This is a genomic window from Pseudomonas sp. fls2-241-TYG-175, assembly GCF_030209155.1.
Taxonomy (GTDB): domain Bacteria; phylum Pseudomonadota; class Gammaproteobacteria; order Pseudomonadales; family Pseudomonadaceae; genus Aquipseudomonas; species Aquipseudomonas viridiflava.
This window is the reverse complement of sequence record NZ_JARVSO010000004.1, coordinates 35,325-53,799: the sequence shown is the minus strand read 5'-3', so window position 1 is coordinate 53,799 and position 18,475 is coordinate 35,325. Positions and strand designations below refer to the sequence as shown.

Genomic DNA, 18,475 nt, shown 5'->3' with positions numbered 1-18,475 from the left:
CTACCGAAGCACGCCTTGTGTGCAACCTGTACTCAGGAGCAGCGTTACAGGCGGGTACTCAACGTGACGAAGGCACTGCGCGGCGAGCCCACTTTTAAAATCTGTAGATTGCCGGCCGGGTCGGTGGCGGCGCTGGAGTCGGTATTGATCGTCGAGATATAGCGACGATCAAAGAGGTTGACGAGATTGAGTGACAGCGTTGTGTCTTTCAAGTCACCGAACCTGCCGAAGTCATACCCCATGTTGGCGTTGGTGACCCAATAGGCGTCGACGCTGGAGTCGTTGGTATAGGTGTAATAGCGCTTGTCCATGTAATTGGTTTGCACCCCTGCGTTCCAACGATCCCATTGCCAGTCAAGGCTACTTGAGAGCATCCATCGTGGTGCGTCGATCACGTCTTTGCCCTTGACTGCGACCACCGTGCCGTTGCTGCTGTAGTTATCTTCATAAAGGCTACGGTTATAGGTCATGGTGTTAGACCAGCGCCAGTTCGGGTCGGGGGTCAATGCCAGCGAGAGTTCAACACCACGGCTGCTGACGGCACCGACGTTGGCGACGCCGTTTTGGCAAATCACGATACCTGTGCAGTTGGCAATGGCCAGTAAACGGTTATCGAAGCGGGTCCCATAAAGTGCGGCGGAAGCGGCGTAGAGCGGGGTGCTACGGCGCATACCCAACTCGACGGTTTTCGAGGTTTCCGGTTTCAGGTCCTTGAAGCCATTCAGTGCATTCAACGTGGTCTGGCTGGTGTACAGCGGGCTGGATGTACCGCTGGGGAAGGCCGCCATGTTTTGCGCATAGGAGGCGAATATTTCATCTTGATCATTAAGCTTGTAGGTGGCACCGATCTGCGGAAGAAAATTGTCCTTGGCCTGGAGCGAACCGCTGGCCGAAGTGCCCGAGCCTTTGACCGTTGAATGGGTCACAACGTGTTTGGCGCCGTATTCAAGTTTGAGGCGGTCGTCCAGTAGCGTCCAGGTGTCACGAATATAGAATTGACGGGTCAGGTCGTTATAGTCTTGGGACTGGATCGTTGCTGCGAGGGGCAGGCCCGTGACTTCCACAATACCGCTCTGCGGGGCTGCGCCCGTCGTATCGAACAAGTAACGGTCGGCTGAGTTCTTGTTGGATTGTACCCAGACTCCGGCTTGTACTACGTGTTCTCCGACGTAGTAAGACAAGGCGCTTTGAAAGCCGGTCCGGTCGATGCCATAAAAAGTGCTTCGGATTGAGTTGCTGGGAACCGTGGTCGACCCGCTGGTATAGACAAACGGGTAGTAGGAGTTACCGGCACCCGAATCGTGATGGTGGTACACGGTCGTATCCAGTATCAGGGCGTCGCTTAATGTAAACGTGCCACTGAGGATATCGAGTTCGTCATTTCGCAAGTTGCTTGAGTTGTACAAGGCATCGCTCACACTGGTGACGCCACCGCTGAATTTGCCATTGGCCGCGTTGACCGCACGCTGCCAATCGGGGGCGTAGTTGGTCCAGTTGTAGCCGAGTCTGTCGATCTGACTTTTTGACAGCGACGGAATCGTGGACTCTTTATATTCCGATCGGCTGTGATAAAAACTCAAATGGTGACCGTCAACGTCGTAGGTGAATTTGGCGTTCAGTGCGTTGGAGCGTTGTGGGCTGTCACCTTTCCAGGCGTTGGCGTCATAGTTCTCGGCGGCAACGTAAGCGGCCAGGCCTTTGTACTGGCCCGTATCGGCGCGCAGAAAAGTACGCGTGGTGTCGTAGCTGCCCAAGGTTTGCGACAAGCGCAGGCCCGGCGTTTGATCAGGGTTGGCACTGGTGAATTGCAGGGTCCCGCCCAGATCGCTGTTGGAGGCCGTGCCTAACGCCCCTGTGCCTTCGGCAACTTCGGTACTTGCGATGTTTTCCGGAATGATTGCGCGGTTGATCGTCAGACCGTTGAAGTTGCCAAAGCTCATATCACCCAAGGTCACGCCATCTAGTGTGTAGCCCAGGTGATGCATGTCGAAACCGCGCAGACTGATACGTTGACTTCCCAACTCTCGACCCAGTGGGTCGCTGGATTGGAAGTTGACGCCCGGCAGGCGTTGCAGCACTTTCATTGGGTTGCTGCCCGCCGCGTAGGCTTTGGTGTCTTGTTCAGTGACGCGATGAACCTGACGGGTTTCGCCCTGGCCGATGACCGACACGGTGCCCAGGGTAGTGGCCGTTGCGCCGGGCTCTTGCGCAGTATCAACGGCGTCGGCTTTCACATGGCTAACTTGAAATATAGGCAGGATCAGGGCGATTTTCAGGCAAGCGGCGGGTAGCCGTTGCCAATTCAGCATCGGTTTAACATTCATGTTACTCGTGTCCTTTCAGGTCGCTGGACAGCGACGAAGTGCTGGCTTGGGGTTGGCGTCAGGGTGTTTCTGTTATCACCGACAACTGGGTAATACCGGCATTGCGAACGTCCGCTAATACCTGGGCAACCTTTCCATATTCAGCGCTGCGGTCCGCGCGCAAGGTGATCGCGATGTCAGGCTCCTGTTGATGCAGGTTTAGCAATGTCGCCGGTAGCTGATCCATCGACGTAATGTTTGCGTCCAGAAATACCTGGCCCGTCGCATCCACGCTAACGGCGACCGCATGTTGTTGCGTCGCCTCCCCGGTAGCGACAGTCTCTGGCAGGTTCAAGGCAATAGCGTTGGTCAGCAGGGGGGCAGTGACGATAAAGGTCACCAGCAAGACCAGCATGACGTCGACCAGCGGAGTGATATTGATATCACTGATGACATCGTCAGTTTGATTGTTTGAAAACGCCATTTTATATAACCCCGCTTAATGCGCTGTTTTCTGTGCTGCGGTTTATTGAGGTTGGCCGCTGCAGTTGAAATGCATGCACCTGTGAGAGATTGAGAAACTCGACCGCAAATTTATCCAGATCAGCAACCAGCAGTTTCACGCGACGCATGAAGAAGTTGTACGCAAGTACTGCGGGTACCGCGACGGCGATACCGACCCCGGTGGCAATCAAGGCTTCGCCAATAGGCCCTGCGACGACCGCTATACTCGCGGACTTGGCCGTGCTGATAGCGCTCAGCGCATGAATGATGCCGAAGACCGTACCAAACAAGCCGATAAAAGGTGCGGTGCTGCCAATGCTTGCCAGCCAGCCGAGGCCGCTTTCCATCTCTCGTCGTTCATCGACAATCAATTGGTGCAGATTACGCTCCAGCAAGTCCTGGCGATTCCAGGGGTGACCCAGTTCGCTCATGCCTTGTCGAGTCGTCAGCACCTGTGCGCCAGTGGTTCCCAAGCGTGCGGCGGCACTACCGTTCTGCTCTAGGTTCAGTGCGTTTTCAAGGCTGCCGGCGGCTTTGAACGCTCGTATATAGTCGCGGCTCTTTCGACTTTGCTTCCATTGGTTCAGGCCCTTGAGCATCAGCAATAGCCAGGTGATCACGGAGAAGAACAGCAGGATCCCGAGGGATGTCTGGGTAATGAGGGTGGCGTAGGCGTTATTCATAAGGAACCTCAGTTTGAAAGTTTGAAGGCGAGAGGAACGTTGACCCAGCCATCCGTGGCGACTTCTCCGCGCTTGGCGGGCATGAATGTCCATTGATTGACGGCCTTGATTGCCGCCTGATCCAGGCTGTCGAATCCGCTCGATGTGAACACCTGGACTTGCTCAGGATGACCGTCGGCCCGTACATGAACTCGCAGCACCACAACACCTTGCTGGTGCAATCGAGCTGCAATGGGGGGATAAGTCGGTGGTGGGTTATTCAGGTAACCCGCGCGTCCGTAAGGCCCCACCAGCGCCTGCTCCGGCGCGGGGGCGGGAGGCTTGGCGATGGCTGTCTGTTGCGGAGCCGCCACCTCTTTGCCGGGCTGCTCTGTGTGCTGGCTTTGTGGCGGTGCTTTATTGGCTGCAGCGGGCTTTTTCGCGGCAGGCTTCGGCGTCGGTTTTGCGGGTTGCGGTGCCGGAGTCGAGACCGCCGGTGTCGCTTCGGGAGGCGGGGGGGCCGCCGCCGGTTCAGTTGGCGCTGATGCGTTTATGGGTGGCGCTATGGGTGGCGCTACTAATTGCATGACCACGGGTAGCGGTGCCGGGATGACTTCACTGTCGGCAGGACTTTGGAACAAAAACCATCCCACTAAACCGTGGCCTGCCATCGCCAACAGCAGACACAGCAAAATCTCCCTGCGGTGGTAGTGCGTCACGACCGTCGTTGATAGTTTTGTCGGTTCGTTATTCGCCAGGACGAACGCTGCCTTGGCCACAATGGGCGCTTGATAATAATCCGGGCTGGGGCGCCGGCATGGACTGAACGATGGCATATGCATGCTCGCTGTAGAGACGTGGGTGTGCGCGTTCAAAGCGTGTCTGGGCGCTGACCGATGGCGAACTTGTCATCGAAAGCCAGCATGTCGTTGAAGGTGCAGAAGCGGGGCGCATCCAGCTCCAACACGCCGAGGGTTTTGTGCAGATAAGCCAGACAATCGTGTTGAACCGTCGCATAGTCTTGGGTTTGTCGAGCGTCCATCCACTGCACTAGATAGCCCAGTGTGATGTGGAATCCGTAGTTGTCATGATCCGCGGAGCGAATGCCCAGGCATTGCGCTAAACGATCTCGCAAATCACGAAGTTTATTGCGCTCGTGCATGTTGGCTGGAACCAGTCGCACCGTGGCACCGCTGTCTTTGTAAACATTGAAATCGTCGATCTGCATCCGGAGCTGGAAGTTCTCGTCCAACACGAAGTCCTTCAAGCGTTCGGTGAAGTGTTGTGTGCATGTTTGCACCGATGCGTCGCGGGGAACGTCAGTGGGCCACAGCGGTGCCTTGCGTTGTTCGTCAATGACCCCTTCAAATACAGTCATGTGATAGCTGGAAGGGGGGAGCAGGCTCAGGCACCGGTTGAATCCGTGGGTCGCGAGGGTATTTCTGACTACCGTGAGCGCATCGTTGATGGGAGTGCGCAAGGGTATTTGACTGATGATGGTATTTCCGGCGAACGAACGAGCCGTCCCGTCCGGATGAAATTTACGGTCGACGTCATAGGGTTTGTCGCCCTTGGTCCGAGGCATTGTGAGGATGGTTGACGCAGGGGATGCAGCAAATGCAGCACTGGCAGTCAGAGTGCAGGCCTGCAGCAAAAAGACACGGCGAAACGTATTGACGTCCGTCATCGGGCTAATTCCATTGGTGCGTGGGGACTGACAGCTTGAGATATTTTCTAAAATTAGAACGTTCTAATTTTTAGTGAATCTACTGATCACTCGTGACAGGAACATTACAGAGGCGCGTTTCGGGTAGTCGGAACCTGTTCAGTTTTTCGGCGAAACAGGTTTTTCTACAGATGCGCATTCGGGGGCTTTTTTTGGAAAAAATAAAATGTCAGCGCCGCGAACCTCTGATGAACCCCAGAGATTTCCGAGCACTACGGTGGCGGCCATTACAAATGGAGCCACGAGTTGCCTACAAGGCTGAAACCCTGAAAGTGTCGCTGCGCTCGATCAAGGAAGCATCCGGCGCCGGTGCGAAGATTGCTGTAGTACCCGAGTTGGTGAGCCGCAACTATGGCGTCTGGTTACCGGAAGTCTATCGGCTGTTGGCCATGCAGGGTGCGGATATCGTCTGCATGCCAACCAACTGAGTACCTATGCCGTCCAGGTTGCTTTGTGCAGTTGGAGGCACCCGGAAATGGCACCTTCAACCTGGCATTTAGAATCGGATAACCCCCTGGTCTCCCGCGATTTCGAGCGATGTTCCGTAGGCCGCAGAGAGTCGCTGCAAACGTGTCAGAATTCGCTGGGCATCAGCGCCATAAGCCAGTCGTGGAATGCCTCTATCCGCGTCTCGCTCGTCTTGCCAATGCATTTCCACCGGGTGCAGCACCACTTCTTGCAATGTGCCGGTCGAGCTGAATCTATTTACCGCGATCACGCTCTCGTACCAGATCTGCTCCTTGAACACACCGTGTACCCGACGGTGCTCCATGAATTCGGCTTCCGTCATGGCACCGGGCTCGACACGGTCTTTTTCGTACTCATCCCGCGTAATAGGGAATTGTTGATTTTCCATGAAAAAGAAATTGCCCAACGAATAATAGATAGGCTTCCCCTTGTAGATTTCGATACCCCGGAGTTGATGCGGACCATGTCCAATCACCGCATCGGCACCGTTATCAATAGCTTGGCGAGCGATGGTCGGCATGAAGTCAGGTGGTGTTTCACAATAGTTGCCCGGCTCATGGGTGTGCAGCGAAAACACCGAGAAGTCAGACGTCTGTTTGGCCTGCCGGATGCTATGCAAGATACGGAGCCTGTCTCGTTCATCCGGCGTGAAAGAGAACTCGACCTCCTTATCCAGTTGAGTACGGGCCCGATACTTGGTGTCGAACAGCGTCACGAGCTGGTTTTTAGCATCGCTCGCCAGCACTGAGCGTCGCATCATCCCTTTAGGGAGAGAGTCACGCAGTTCGGCCAGTTGATGCAGGCGCTCTTCGGAGACCAGCACGAATCGGGTGGTACGCAGAGCGTTGAGGCCAGGCCGCCCCTGGATCTGACCCAGTGGATCGATGGCACGAGCATCGGCCTCGAAGCGGGAGGCTGCGGCTACCAGTGAGACTCGCCCGGCAGGGGTGTTCAACATCGCGGGTGCGCTGGCCTGGGCGAGTGTTTCCCCTGTCCCTGCCTGCACGACGCCGGCACGACGAAACAGTTCGTCTGTGCTGCGCATACCCTGAACGCCCCAGTCGGTGCTGTGATTGTTTGCCCGGCTGACCAGATTGAAGCCCATCGTCTTCAGATCCTCGGCCACAGCGGGTGTACTGATCAACCAAGAGCCCCCTGACAAGGCCGATGGATAGCCTGAGTACTGCTGAAGATCAATGGCGGTGCCTTCGAAATTACCGAAGGTCACGTCAGCGTTTTTCAGCACATTTAGTAGATCCGGGGAGCGACGGTGCACGCGCGCATGGATGGCATCGGAAATGATCAGGTCGCCCACTGCTACCAAGGTGAAGCCTTCTTCGACATTGGCCGAAGTCCAGGAGGATGAGAGTTCTCCAGGCGTTTTATTGGCGTTTGCGCTTTTATCAAGTTGCTTATCCATGCGTCAGTGCTCCGGTTGCCGGGATGGAATCCCAACAGGTTCGTGCCAATCTTCCCAAGGTCGAGAACGCTGACGCATAGCCGGGCAATCCGTCAGGCATGACGAGCGGAACCTGATCGGTGTAGCCCGTGAAAATAAACAGCGGAGCTCCGTCACGAAAGACGATGCCGCCATCCATTCGACCGCGCTTACCGGTCCCTCCCTTGTGTGCGATCTTCGTATCCGCCGGTAGTAATGAGGCCATCTTGGTACGAAGCTTCTGCCAGCTGAGAACATCCAGAGCGAAGGCGCATTGTTCAGACGAGCAACCGAGCAAGGTCGCAGTTGCAGGGTTCACACTGCCTTGGAGGATCAGGTCGTATAGCAGGCCTTGATCGAAGGCAGACGTAGTGGTGACTTCTTCAAGTTTGTGGTCGATGGCCAGGTCGGGACGAGGAATTGTATTTCGATGGGAGGTATTGCCCATATCCAATGACTGGCAAAAGTCGTTGATCCGGGCGAGGCTGATACGCTCCAACACCATGCGAGTGCATACGTTGTCGCTGACGATAATCATCTGGACCAGCGCATCTCGCAGGCTGATGCTGAACCCCGGTGTCAGGTATTTGAATGTTCCGGACATCACGCCCTCACGGAGTCGCTCCTCATACCGTATGGGTTCGTTGAGATCGAGATGTCCTCTGTGTACTTCACGAAGTACCGCCATCAAAATCGACGTCTTGCGCGTACTTCCCGCCACGAATGGAATATGACCGAATCGGTGTGCAACTTCCCCGGTGATCAGGTTCTTGAAGTACCAGGCGGTGATATAAGGCTGTTCTTCGCAGATAGTATTGAGTTGGTTTATCACGGTTCGCATGCTGACTCCGAGGCGAGTGTGAGCGCTCTTCATAGCTCGGTTAAACACGGCTTGGTTGAAGAGGAGCGTCGTTGAAAAGGTGATTGGAATCTTAAAATGTACCCAACAGTTCAGGGGTGTTATCGAAGCTGCTCAGGGCCCTCCAGAACAGTTAATATCAAGCGGGAAGGGCAGTGCCTGGACATGTGCACTGTGTTGAGTACTTTCATTTTTCGCAGGCCCTGGCCCTCAGGCTCACCGCTGTTGGGATTTACGTCAAAATGAGGGAAGTTACTGCTGGCGATATCCAGTCGCAGCCTGTGCCCCTTGGCAAATCGGTTGCAGGTCGCGAACGGTTCGATCCGAATGTTTACGCGTTCCCCTGGCGTCATCAGTGAGGGGGTCGACCAGTCGTCCCGATAACGGCAGCGCAAGATGCCATCGGTAATATTCATGGCATAACCCTGTGGATAGTCAGCAGAGGCAGGGTACACATCGACCAACTTGGCGGTGAAGTCGGTGTCCAGTCCATCGCTTTCCACCCAGAGTTCAATCGACAGCGGACCGGCCACGATGAGATCTTCTTCCAGCGGCGCTGTTTGAAAAGACAGCACGTCCGGTCTGGCGCACAGCGGAAGATTGTTGCCTTGGCTGGCGAAAAACTCGGGCGTTTCACGTTGATCAAAAGCCCCACCAAAGAACACAGGGGCGCCGGAGGTCAGGGCTCCGCCGATGGTTGGAACCGGCTGTTCCGGGTCGCATATGTAACTCATGCTCGCGTCAGTGTCGGTTGGCGACTGCAATGTCAGGCTGAGGTTGTGGTGCAGGTAAAGCACCTTTTCCCGGCTGCCTTGCAGAGGCCACGTTTCGCCACTCAACCAATTGCCTCCGTGTTGCAGCCGCCCATCCTCACCGCGCTGACCGGTGCCGCCCCCCATCAGGAACACTTGAACAGCGGCAGTGGAGTGGTGTTCATCGTTGGGTGTCAGCCACTGTTCGAACCAGCGTATACGGCAGGTCAACCAGTCAGTGTCTACCTGGCCATCAAACGCTGCAGATGGGCCGAAATCGACGTTGCCGCTGTGAGTGATGTTGCGATCACCGTGTAGCCACGGTCCCATTATCAAGTGTTGTGGGGCGCGTTTGGATTCACTCAGTGAGGTTCGATTCTTCAGCGTGGAGCCGACATAGGCGTCATACCAACTGGACATGTGCAGGATCGGGATATCCGGCACATTGTGGTAATGGTGCTCGGCGTTGATCCCGATCTGCTCCCAATAAGGACCGAAACTTCCCTTGCCCCATTGCTCGAACAAATAGTCCTCATATTCCGGGACGTGGCGCAGCGGCGATTGACCTCGTACCCATGGCATATGTGTAAACCAGTGCCGAATATCTTCCCCTTTGAGCGCTTTTAATACAGCGGGGTTTGCCAGCGCCGCTGGACTTTGCAGCGCTTGTTTATAAGCCCAGGTTGCCTGTTTGAGCTCGAAGGCGCCGCCTTGTCGGATACCACAGTGATAAGCGTTGGAAAAACCACCGGAGTCCAGCACCATTGTCATGAGCCCGGGTGGATTCAGGCATGCCATTGCCAGCTGAGTATGTGCCGCATAAGAAAGTCCCATGCTGCCAATCCTGCCGTTACACCATGGCTGCTCAAGCAACCAGACCAAGGTGTCGAATCCATCCTCGCCTTCGGACAAGTATTTGACGAACTCTCCCTCTGATGCGTATCGGCCTCGGCAATCCTGGAACACGGTAATGAACCCTGCGGCGGCAAAACGGGCCGCCATTTCTTCACGCGTTAGCAAATGTCCGTCAATGTTAAGTTCCGATCGAGACGGACGGGTTTTGTCGTAGGGGGTGCGTTCGATAATGACCGGCAGTGCGCCGCTTCGATCACGAGGAAAATAGATATCCGTTGCCAGGGCAATGCCGTCGCGCACGGTTATCCGCTGATCGTGCAGAACCTCCAGCGCATCAAAACCGGATACGGAAGTAGTGTTCATCAATAGACCCTTTGAAGCGCCCTGTTCGAAGAACACGGCGGCTTAATCAATAACCAATGGAGACCGCGATGGCGAGCATGACGAGTGCGATGCAGAAGAAAGTAACGAACAGTGGAAGAATAAAACGCGCCCATTGTCCCCAACCTACTTGCGCAGTGGCGAGCAGTACCAGCAAGCCACTGGATGTCGGCGTGATCATGTTGGTCAGCCCATGCCCCAGTAAAAACGCGTAGACGCTTGTCTGAGCCGTCACACCGGTCAGTTGGCCAAGTGGACCAAAAATGGGCATCGTGACTGCAGCGCCTCCCGAAGTAGACGGAATCAATACATCGAGAAACAGCTGGGAAAAAAACATACCGAAAGCTGAAACAACGGGGCTGTGCCCACCAATCAGGCCCGCCAGGCCATTCACTACGGAGTCCAGAATCTTCCCGGTGGAAAGAACGTCCTCTACCGCAGTGGCCATTCCAATCAGGAGGCCCGCCATCATGACCTTCTTCATACCGCTCAGGAACGCATCTGCCGCCGCTGTTGCGCCGATACCACTGATGGCCGCGAAAACAATGCTCATCCCGATGTAGTAGGCACTGAGTTCAGTGAATTTCCATTTCCACGTATTGGAGGCATAAACGAGAAAACTTACGCCTGCCAGCAGGGCAATCAGGGTGACTACATGTCGAACGGAAAGGCGTTTGTCGTCATTGATGACATGGGCTCTGACGTCGACTCCCGTGCGGCGAATGCACATCAGGACGAACGCGGTACCCACCAGCATGAATACAACGAAGGTCGCCGCGCGCATTCCCATCCCGCTGAATACGGGCAGGCCGACAATAGGTTGAGCAATGCCTAACGCGACGGGATTGGAAATGGATGAAAGAAAGCCAATCTTGACCGAGATGACCACAATGGCCAGTCCGATAATGGTAGGTAGTCCCATTCTATGGGCCATGGCCACCATCAGAGGGACGACCATGACGTATTCTTTGGCCATCCCGAGACACGAACTGCCCAATGAAAGTATCAGCATGATGGAGGGGACCAATAGGTATATATTTCCCCTGGCAAGGGCCAACATGCGGGTCAAGCCGGAATCTATTGTCCCTGACTTGTTGAGCACACCAAACATACCGCCGATCAAGATGACCATGAAAATCAAGCCGGACTGCTTAACCAGCCCCCTTGGGATTGCCATGAGTCCCTCAATGATCGAAACGGGTTTGACATCAGTCTCCTTACGGCCATCGACGCTGAACAGGTGGAGGGGAGAACTGTTTTTTTCGAGCGACTGGAAAGTGCCAGGTAATACAAGCTCGCCTTTTCGCGTGTATTCCCCGGAATCGACGATATACGTGAGCAGCACAGCCACGAAGACGATGGCCAATAAAATAACTGCCGGATTTATTTGCGTGCTGGATGTCGAGGGCTTGTTGTCAGAAACGGTCCCGTCGACAGGGGTGTTGTGTGGGGTGATGACTGTCATGGTAGAACACTCTTGCTCGCGCACAGGCGCTAACTTTTATAAAACAGAACACGGTTCTGGCTCATTGGCAGTGGGTGCAAAAGTACCGTTTATTTTTCTGGGTGTGGGTCAGTCGACTGTTTCTTGTTGTGGGTTATGAGGTGCTCGATGTTTACGCTCATGAGGGGATCTCTTTTTTATTTTTCTGTTATCGATTTGATTCAAACTGACCTTATCAAGCAACTGTTTGGGTCCGCAAGATTATGACTTATCGAGATACCCTTATGCGTTTATGGCTTTTTATGTGGCGCTCCGGTCGCTTAGGTAGGCGATAAGGTGCCTGGCAAAATCGTCCACCACCGTGGAACGAGGCTGGCTGGGGTGAAAGGCTAATCCAAATGTATATTCAATCAATGGTTTCAACGGGCGAGATACGATGGGAAGCTGTTCGAAATGGGACGCCAGCAGGGAGTTGATGATCGATACGCCTAACCCCTCTGCTACAAACCCGCAGGCAACAGCTGCCGAGTGGACCTCTACTCTGACCTGTGGTCTCAAATTGGCGGCGCGAAAGGCCAGGTCTAAATCGGTGCGCAGTGTGCGTTGTCGCCCCAGCAGGACGAGGGGGGTGTTTCTCAGGTCTTCGATTGAAACAAACGATTGCTTGCTCAGGGGGTGCTCGGCAGGCATTACACAAACGGCCTCCGTGGTGACGGTGTAATCGATCTCGAAGTCAGCTATCTCGCTGGGCATCCGAATAATTCCAAGGTCGACCGAGCGATCCAGAATGGCCCGCTCGATCGTTTCGTAGGAGCCCGATACGATCTCCACAACAGAGTCTTCATGCTGCTTCAGGAAACCAGACACCACACGAGGCATCATCTGCTGGGCCATGCTCGTGGGCACCCCAACTTTGATCAACGTCTTGCGCACGCCTCCTAATCGAATCTCATCCGCCAGACGTTGGACTCTCTGGATCTGATCCACGACCTTGCTTATTTCTGCCAGTAGTTCAGCAGCTTCGGGTGTCGCGATCAGGCGTCCTTTCTTCCGTGCGAACAGGATTATTCCCAGAGACTCCTCAAGCTGCCCTAGAAGCCGACTGACGGCAGATTGTGATAGGCCCATTCTGGAGCCGGCTCCCGTGGTGGAGCCTGTCGCGATGATTGCCTGAAGGGCTTCGAGTTGCTTGAAGTTCATGCTGCTACTCCTCTCTTTCATCGATTGTTGTAGCTGACTCGGCCTCGCGAAAATTCGCATAGATGTATGCGTGATACTCATACTCTTGTGGGCTTGTAATTTCCCTAATAGTGTCGTGTCTGGACGAACGTGTGTCTAGAAAAACAATAAAGGGTTTGCTTTTTTCTCGGGCTCTCCGACTGCTAAAAAAAATCCAAAAAAGCGTGGAGGATCGTATGCGTTGTGTTTATAGACGTGGTGGGTTTCTGTGTGCGTCATTAATGATTGGCCTGGTTCCGAAAAGTAATGCAGAAGGGTTTTCAGACAGCTCGCATGCAAACGTACAGTTTCGAAACTATTATTTTAATGATGACTATCATGAAGGTGCCAATGACCGCCGTGAGTGGGCGCAAGGGGTGTTATTGAATGTAAAATCCGGTTTTACGCCTGGGACGGTTGGCTTTGCATTGGAAGGTCAAGGGTTGGCGGCCCTTCGTCTGGATTCAAGTCCGGCGCACACCAATACAGGTTTGCTGCCCGTCAATTCTGACGGGCATGCGGTGTCGGAGTTCTCCAGTGTTGGCCTGACCGGTAAAGCAAGATACCGGGATGCGTTGTTCAGTCAGGGGACATCGGAGCTTAAAATTCCCGTGTTGGTAACCAATGACGGGCGTATCCTGCCGCAAACAGTCACTGGCAGTCAGATTGAGTACAGGGGGATTGAGGGGCTCTATGTTCAAGCCGGCCATCTGGATCAAGAAAAACTGCGCAACTCTTCTAATAATGAAGGTTTTACACCCGTTGGTTATGGCGGTGCCAAAGATGCCGATTTTGATTTTGCGGGGGGGCGGTACAGTTTAGGTAAGCAGCTCAGTCTGTCGTATTACTACGGGACGATGGAGGATTTCTACAGTCAGACGTTTTTGGGGCTGAATCACAAGCTGAATTTTGGTTCGCTTTCATTGACGTCGGATCTGCGATATTTTTCGAGTGACAAGTCGGGTAGCGCTTGGGCCGGAAATGTCGACGCTACGATGTTCAGTGGGTTATGGACACTGGGGTATGGAAATCATGCCGTCGGCCTGGGTTATCAGAAAGTAACGGGCGAGACATCATTGCCCTATATTAATGGCGGTTCAGTCTACTCGTTCACTAATGCCAACGTCGGTAAATTTGTTCAGGCTAACGAGCATACCGCTATGCTTCGCTATGATTATGACTTTGTCGGGCTAGGATTTCCGGGGCTCTCCTTTATGAGTCGGTATTACACCGCCGGTGGCGGAGAGTACAAAAAACGCGCAGCCAGTGAGTGGGAACGTGACTCTACACTGAGGTACGTGGTGCAGAGCGGAGCGTTCAAAGGGCTCGGTCTTGAATATCGTGGGGCTACATTTCGTACGGATTACTCAGCCAATCATGACGATAACCGGCTTTATTTGACCTATGATTTAGCGCTTTGGTGAGTCACTCACGGTGAACCCTGGTCTGAGCGTGGCAGGTTTATGGGGCAGGTCATCCTCCGACTCTCTAAGCCTGTACGCGCCTTCAATTATTATTTAGTTATCGTCCCGCATTGTTTGGTAAGCGTCTGGCCCACACAGGTCGGGAGTCAATAGTTTGCCTGAAGCAATCGAGCGTTTCGGCACTGTTGTCGAGCATTTCGGCACAGTCCTTACTCTTTATTCAACCTAGAATCGGGCTTCACTTTAAGACTCGGATGGAGCCTCAATGAGCATCAGGTTAATCCTGCCTGCACTTTCCATGGCAGTAGCACTCAGTGGATACGCTGCCGACTTCTCACTGACCAGCCGGGATATTGCTGACAACCGCTCGCTGAACAATCGCGAAGTGTTCCAAGGCTTCGGTTGCGAAGGTGGAAACACTTCTCCTGAGCTTTCTTGGACAAACGCCCCCGTAGGCACTAAAAGCTACGCGATCACGGTCTACGATCGCGATGCACCGACCGGTAGCGGTTGGTGGCATTGGACGGTGGTTAACCTTCCAGCTTCTACCAATAGTTTGCCAAGAGGCGTGGGGGCGAACCTGCCTGCCGGTGCGGTACAAGGGCGAACCGATTATGGCCTGCCGGGATTTGGCGGGGTTTGCCCACCTGTAGGGGATAAACCCCATCGCTATCAATTCACCGTATGGGCATTGAAAGTAGATAAGCTACCTCTCGACGGTGAGGCCAGTGGCGCCTTGGTTGGGTTCATGCTCAATGCCAACGCCCTGGCCAAAGCGACCATTACTTCAACTTACGGACGTTAAGAACGATGCGCCCTTGTGACGGCATACAGCACCGGGAAAACATTATCGATGCGTGTGTCATACGGGCGCGACAGCCCCTTGCCCTGCCAAGGGTACCGGTGTTCGTGACCACCCTGTGTCGAGTGCGACAGGGGGAAAAACTGTTGCAATGGGATGATCGGGAGATGCGTGCAGGGCCGCAGCATCTGATTTTGATGCCGGCCGGGCGCGAGCTTGGTATCTCAAACTTCCCCGGCCTTCCCGGTCACTACATCGCCGATGCGGTGCGCTTTCGCTCACACTATGGCCTGTCGCCACGTGAATTGCGGACATCAATTTAAGCATTCTGATCACCGTGCGTGGAACCTCTGCTGGCAATGCAATTCAGTGCGCTTGGGCTTCTGCTTTTTCTCGGTCGCCGCTGGCACTGTTTGCAAGGCTTGAAGTACCGCTTCAATCGTCGCGATATCGGTATCAATCAGGTCATCCAGTTCACTTTGACGGTACGTCGCGGGTGCTGGTATCTCCCGCCTCTGAATCTTCAGGACTGCGATGAATCAACGCACGGTGCTGCTGTGGATGATGCGTTCTGCTTGAGGGGGGCGCATTCAAAAGGCGCCGTTTCAAATCGTTTCAGGCTGCTTGCCAATGGCGAACTTGTCGTCGAACGTCAGCATGTCGTTGAAGGTGCAGAATCTGGGTGCATCCAGCGCGAACACCTCGAGGGTCTCGCGCAGGAACGTCAGGCATTTCTGCTGAACGGCCGCATATTCAAGGGTTTGTGCGTCGGTCATCCACTTCACCAGATAGCCCAATGAGATGTGAAACCCGTACTGATCATGATCCGGTGCGCGGATACCCAGGCGCTGAGCCAGGCGATCACGCAGGTCACGGATTTTTTTGTTTTCCTGCACGCTGGCCGGAACAAGCCGAATCGTAGCGCCGCTGTCCTTGTGAACATTGAAGTCGTCTACCTGCATCCGCAGCTCGAATTCATCGTCGAGATCGAAGTCAATCAAGCGTTCGGTGAAGTAATCCGTGCAGGTTTGAACACTGCCGTCTTTGGCGACCTCAACGGGCCAGAACGGCGGTTTGCGCTGTTCGTCGATCACGCCTTCGAAGACCGTCATGTGGTAGCTGGAGGGCGGCAGCAGGCTCAGGCACTGACTGAACTCCTGGGCGGCCAGTGTATTCCTGACAGTGGTGAGCGCGTCGCTCAGCGGTGTTCGCAACGGAATCTGACTGATGATCGTATTCCCGGCGAACGGCCGCGCCTTGCCGTTCTCGAAGAATTTGCGATTGACGTCAGAGGGCCTGGTGCCCTTGTGTTGCGGCATTGTAAGCAGGGGCGACGCAGGCGAAGCGGCAAGTGCGACACCGGTGGTCATGGCACAGGCTTGAAGCAGGAACGCGCGGCGCAGCAGTTTTACGTTTGTCACGTAGGAGTTTCCATCAGTGCGTTCGGTAAAGGCTGGAATGGGAAGGTTCCAATTTTGCGCAGACCCTACCGACGGTTAATGACGAGGAAATGACGGGAACCGTTATTCGCGCCGCGAAGATAGCAGGTTTGTCGATGGCAGATAGACATGTCTTGATGAAATTCCTGATAGCAACGACCTCATCAATACGGTTTTCTTATGCGGGTTAAAGTTTATCGATCCTGTCAGTTATCGATTCTGAGTGTTGTACGAATTGTCCGGGTGTTTTGTAATTGGTTAGTTATAAGTTAAAGCGCCTGTATTGAGCTTGATTTTCGCATTTCTCTGGTATTAGCTGCATTGCGTTGGCTGGCGCTTTCAAGGGCTGGCACTGACTATGGATCGATTGTCTTATAGGAAATAATCGGTTCGTAAAAAAATACATTTTATGTCGTTGGAAACTATAAAGGGATTTATATGAATAACTGTATCAAAGGACTACTGGTCTCGTGCGCCATGGCGGTTTCTGCCGGTGTCATGGCCTCTCCAGCGCTGCATACGGCGACCATTGATCAACAAGGTCGCGTCGTAGCGCAATCTTCTGCATGGATCAAGGCGGTGAAGCTGACCAATCAGAAAGATTACTTCGCAACTTATGACGTTCTGTTCGCGGAAGGGCTGTTCAAACAGGCACCTGGTTTCTGCTCGGTGTCTTCGATTGATACCTCCGACTATGATCGTCTGTTATACGGTCACGCCAAGTTGGGCGGCGCGGCGACAACTGAAAAGGTCAATGTGCTGGGCCTTATGGTGGGCAAGAACGAACCTGCTGGTGATTCGGCCATGAGTTTTCAACTGGCCTGCACTCAGTAAGTCAAGCGAGCAACAGGAGCCCCGCCATTGCGGGGCTTTTTGCCTGCTTTTGATCAGTGACTTTTCATTCCTTGCATTTGCGCGGATCATCCGGTGTTCTCGAACCAGAGTGGAAGCGTCATGAACTTACCTCTTCAGGGCATCAAGGTCGTAGAACTGGGGCAACTGATCGCCGGGCCGTTTGCCGCGAAAATGCTCGGCGAGTTCGGCGCGGAGGTCATCAAGGTCGAGCCGCCGCTGACGGGCGACCCGCTGCGTAAATGGCGTTTGCTGCACAACGGCACTTCGGTGTGGTGGGCGGTGCAGTCACGTAACAAGAAGTCGGTCACCCTCGATCTGCGTCAGCCGCAGGCGCAGGAAGCGGTTCGCCGTCTGATTCGCGATGCCGACGTACTCATCGAAAACTTCCGTCCTGGCACCCTCGAAAGCTGGGGGCTGAGCTGGGAAGAACTGCATGCGCTCAATCCAAGGCTGATCATGCTGAGGGTTTCCGGTTACGGACAGACCGGCCCCTACCGCGACCGACCGGGGTTTGGGGTGATAGGCGAAGCCATGGGCGGTCTGCGGCATCTGTCGGGCGAAGCAGGGCGTACGCCTGTTCGGGTCGGTGTGTCGATTGGCGATTCGCTGTCGGCGCTGCACGGGGTGATCGGTATTCTGCTCGCTCTGCGCCATCGCGATCAGAACGGCGGGGCAGGGCAGCAGATCGACGTTGCGCTGTACGAGTCGGTGTTCAACATGATGGAAAGCCTGATTCCCGAATATTCAGTGTTCAACGTCGTTCGCGAGCCGGCTGGCAGCAGCATGCCTGGCATCGCCCCCACCAATGCCTATCGCTGCAATGACGGCAAATACGCGCTCGTGGCAGGCAATGGCGACAGCATCTATAGAAGGCTGATGGAAAAGATTGGCCGCATGGACCTCGCCAATGATCCCGACCTTGCTCACAACGATGGTCGGGTCCGACATGTGGCGCGTATCGATGCAGCGATCTCGACATGGACCGCCGAGCGTTCGCTGGACGAAGTGCTCAATGCCTTGAATGAGGCGCGGATCCCGGCAGGCAAGATCTACGACGCCGCCGACATCGCCAGCGACCCGCACTATCTGGAGCGGGACATGCTGCTGCAAAGCACCCTGGACGACGGCACACCTGTAACGCTGCCGGGCATCCTGCCCAAGTTGCAGGACACGCCGGGCCAGGTGCGCTCGGCGGCTCCGGCCCTCGGCGAACACACGGATGCGGTGCTGGAAGCGCACGGCATTGACGCTGATACCCGGGTGCAGTGGCGCAAGCTCGGGATCATCTGACTGTTTCATCACCGATTGAACCTGATCCAGATGTCCGAGCCTGTGCCGGTCGCGC

At 54.8% G+C, this 18,475-nt stretch carries 16 protein-coding genes and 1 pseudogene; 6 read left to right on the top strand and 11 right to left on the bottom strand.

Annotation, left to right across the window (positions count from 1 at the left end):
• Positions 1 to 44 precede the first annotated feature (44 nt).
• From QRN20_RS03895 to QRN20_RS03875, 5 genes are read right to left on the bottom strand one after another with little or no spacing between them, the layout of a single operon-like run.
• Positions 45 to 2,324, bottom strand: coding sequence for a TonB-dependent receptor family protein (locus QRN20_RS03895; protein ID WP_029241959.1), 2,280 nt, complete (start codon positions 2,322 to 2,324; stop codon positions 45 to 47).
• 58 nt (positions 2,325 to 2,382) lie between these two features.
• Positions 2,383 to 2,787: an ExbD/TolR family protein gene (locus QRN20_RS03890; RefSeq protein ID WP_004879328.1), complete on the bottom strand. Its 405-nt coding sequence runs from the start codon at positions 2,785 to 2,787 to the stop codon at positions 2,383 to 2,385.
• Position 2,788: 1 nt separating this feature from the next.
• Complete coding sequence (locus QRN20_RS03885) at positions 2,789 to 3,490, bottom strand: MotA/TolQ/ExbB proton channel family protein (protein WP_217670462.1); 702 nt, start codon at positions 3,488 to 3,490, stop codon at positions 2,789 to 2,791.
• Between the two features lie 8 nt (positions 3,491 to 3,498).
• Complete coding sequence (locus QRN20_RS03880; protein ID WP_080665186.1) at positions 3,499 to 4,305, bottom strand: energy transducer TonB; 807 nt, start codon at positions 4,303 to 4,305, stop codon at positions 3,499 to 3,501.
• Positions 4,306 to 4,340: 35 nt separating this feature from the next.
• Positions 4,341 to 5,156, bottom strand: a complete 816-nt coding sequence (locus QRN20_RS03875; protein WP_029241957.1) for a DUF1868 domain-containing protein — start codon at positions 5,154 to 5,156, stop codon at positions 4,341 to 4,343.
• Positions 5,157 to 5,428: 272 nt separating this feature from the next.
• Between QRN20_RS03875 and QRN20_RS03870 the strand changes: the two genes are divergently transcribed.
• On the top strand, positions 5,429 to 5,623 hold the full coding sequence (locus QRN20_RS03870) for a hypothetical protein (RefSeq protein ID WP_029241956.1): 195 nt from the start codon (positions 5,429 to 5,431) through the stop codon (positions 5,621 to 5,623).
• 68 nt (positions 5,624 to 5,691) lie between these two features.
• On the opposite strand, the gene QRN20_RS03865 is transcribed toward QRN20_RS03870, so the two are convergent.
• From QRN20_RS03865 to QRN20_RS03845, 5 genes are all read right to left on the bottom strand, one after another.
• Positions 5,692 to 7,083, bottom strand: coding sequence for a CapA family protein (locus tag QRN20_RS03865; protein WP_058431926.1), 1,392 nt, complete (start codon positions 7,081 to 7,083; stop codon positions 5,692 to 5,694).
• On the bottom strand, positions 7,076 to 7,942 hold the full coding sequence (locus QRN20_RS03860; RefSeq protein WP_029241954.1) for a serine hydrolase: 867 nt from the start codon (positions 7,940 to 7,942) through the stop codon (positions 7,076 to 7,078). Before QRN20_RS03860 ends, QRN20_RS03865 begins: the two co-directional genes overlap by 8 nt.
• Before the next feature lie 119 nt (positions 7,943 to 8,061).
• On the bottom strand, positions 8,062 to 9,930 hold the full coding sequence (locus QRN20_RS03855; RefSeq protein WP_032663763.1) for a CocE/NonD family hydrolase: 1,869 nt from the start codon (positions 9,928 to 9,930) through the stop codon (positions 8,062 to 8,064).
• Between the two features lie 46 nt (positions 9,931 to 9,976).
• Positions 9,977 to 11,413, bottom strand: coding sequence for a YfcC family protein (locus QRN20_RS03850; protein WP_217670464.1), 1,437 nt, complete (start codon positions 11,411 to 11,413; stop codon positions 9,977 to 9,979).
• Between the two features lie 279 nt (positions 11,414 to 11,692).
• Positions 11,693 to 12,592, bottom strand: coding sequence for a LysR family transcriptional regulator (locus QRN20_RS03845; protein ID WP_029241951.1), 900 nt, complete (start codon positions 12,590 to 12,592; stop codon positions 11,693 to 11,695).
• A gap of 215 nt (positions 12,593 to 12,807) precedes the next feature.
• Between QRN20_RS03845 and QRN20_RS03840 the strand changes: the two genes are divergently transcribed.
• From QRN20_RS03840 to QRN20_RS03830, 3 genes and pseudogenes are all read left to right on the top strand, one after another.
• Positions 12,808 to 14,034, top strand: coding sequence for an OprD family outer membrane porin (locus tag QRN20_RS03840; RefSeq protein ID WP_058431929.1), 1,227 nt, complete (start codon positions 12,808 to 12,810; stop codon positions 14,032 to 14,034).
• 265 nt (positions 14,035 to 14,299) lie between these two features.
• Positions 14,300 to 14,839: a YbhB/YbcL family Raf kinase inhibitor-like protein gene (locus tag QRN20_RS03835; protein ID WP_285360009.1), complete on the top strand. Its 540-nt coding sequence runs from the start codon at positions 14,300 to 14,302 to the stop codon at positions 14,837 to 14,839.
• A 5-nt stretch (positions 14,840 to 14,844) separates the two neighbouring features.
• A pseudogene (locus tag QRN20_RS03830) lies at positions 14,845 to 15,111 on the top strand (helix-turn-helix transcriptional regulator); the annotation flags it as partial.
• Between the two features lie 330 nt (positions 15,112 to 15,441).
• Here the strand turns inward: QRN20_RS03830 and QRN20_RS03825 are convergent.
• Positions 15,442 to 16,257 carry a DUF1868 domain-containing protein gene (locus tag QRN20_RS03825; RefSeq protein WP_029241949.1) on the bottom strand — a complete coding sequence of 272 codons (816 nt, stop codon included), beginning with the start codon at positions 16,255 to 16,257 and terminating at the stop codon, positions 15,442 to 15,444.
• Positions 16,258 to 16,752: 495 nt separating this feature from the next.
• Between QRN20_RS03825 and QRN20_RS03820 the strand changes: the two genes are divergently transcribed.
• Both QRN20_RS03820 and QRN20_RS03815 read left to right on the top strand, forming a co-directional pair.
• Positions 16,753 to 17,109, top strand: a complete 357-nt coding sequence (locus QRN20_RS03820; RefSeq protein WP_371306663.1) for a hypothetical protein — start codon at positions 16,753 to 16,755, stop codon at positions 17,107 to 17,109.
• 120 nt (positions 17,110 to 17,229) lie between these two features.
• Positions 17,230 to 18,420 carry a CaiB/BaiF CoA transferase family protein gene (locus tag QRN20_RS03815; protein ID WP_122491015.1) on the top strand — a complete coding sequence of 397 codons (1,191 nt, stop codon included), beginning with the start codon at positions 17,230 to 17,232 and terminating at the stop codon, positions 18,418 to 18,420.
• Positions 18,421 to 18,475: the final 55 nt, after the last annotated feature.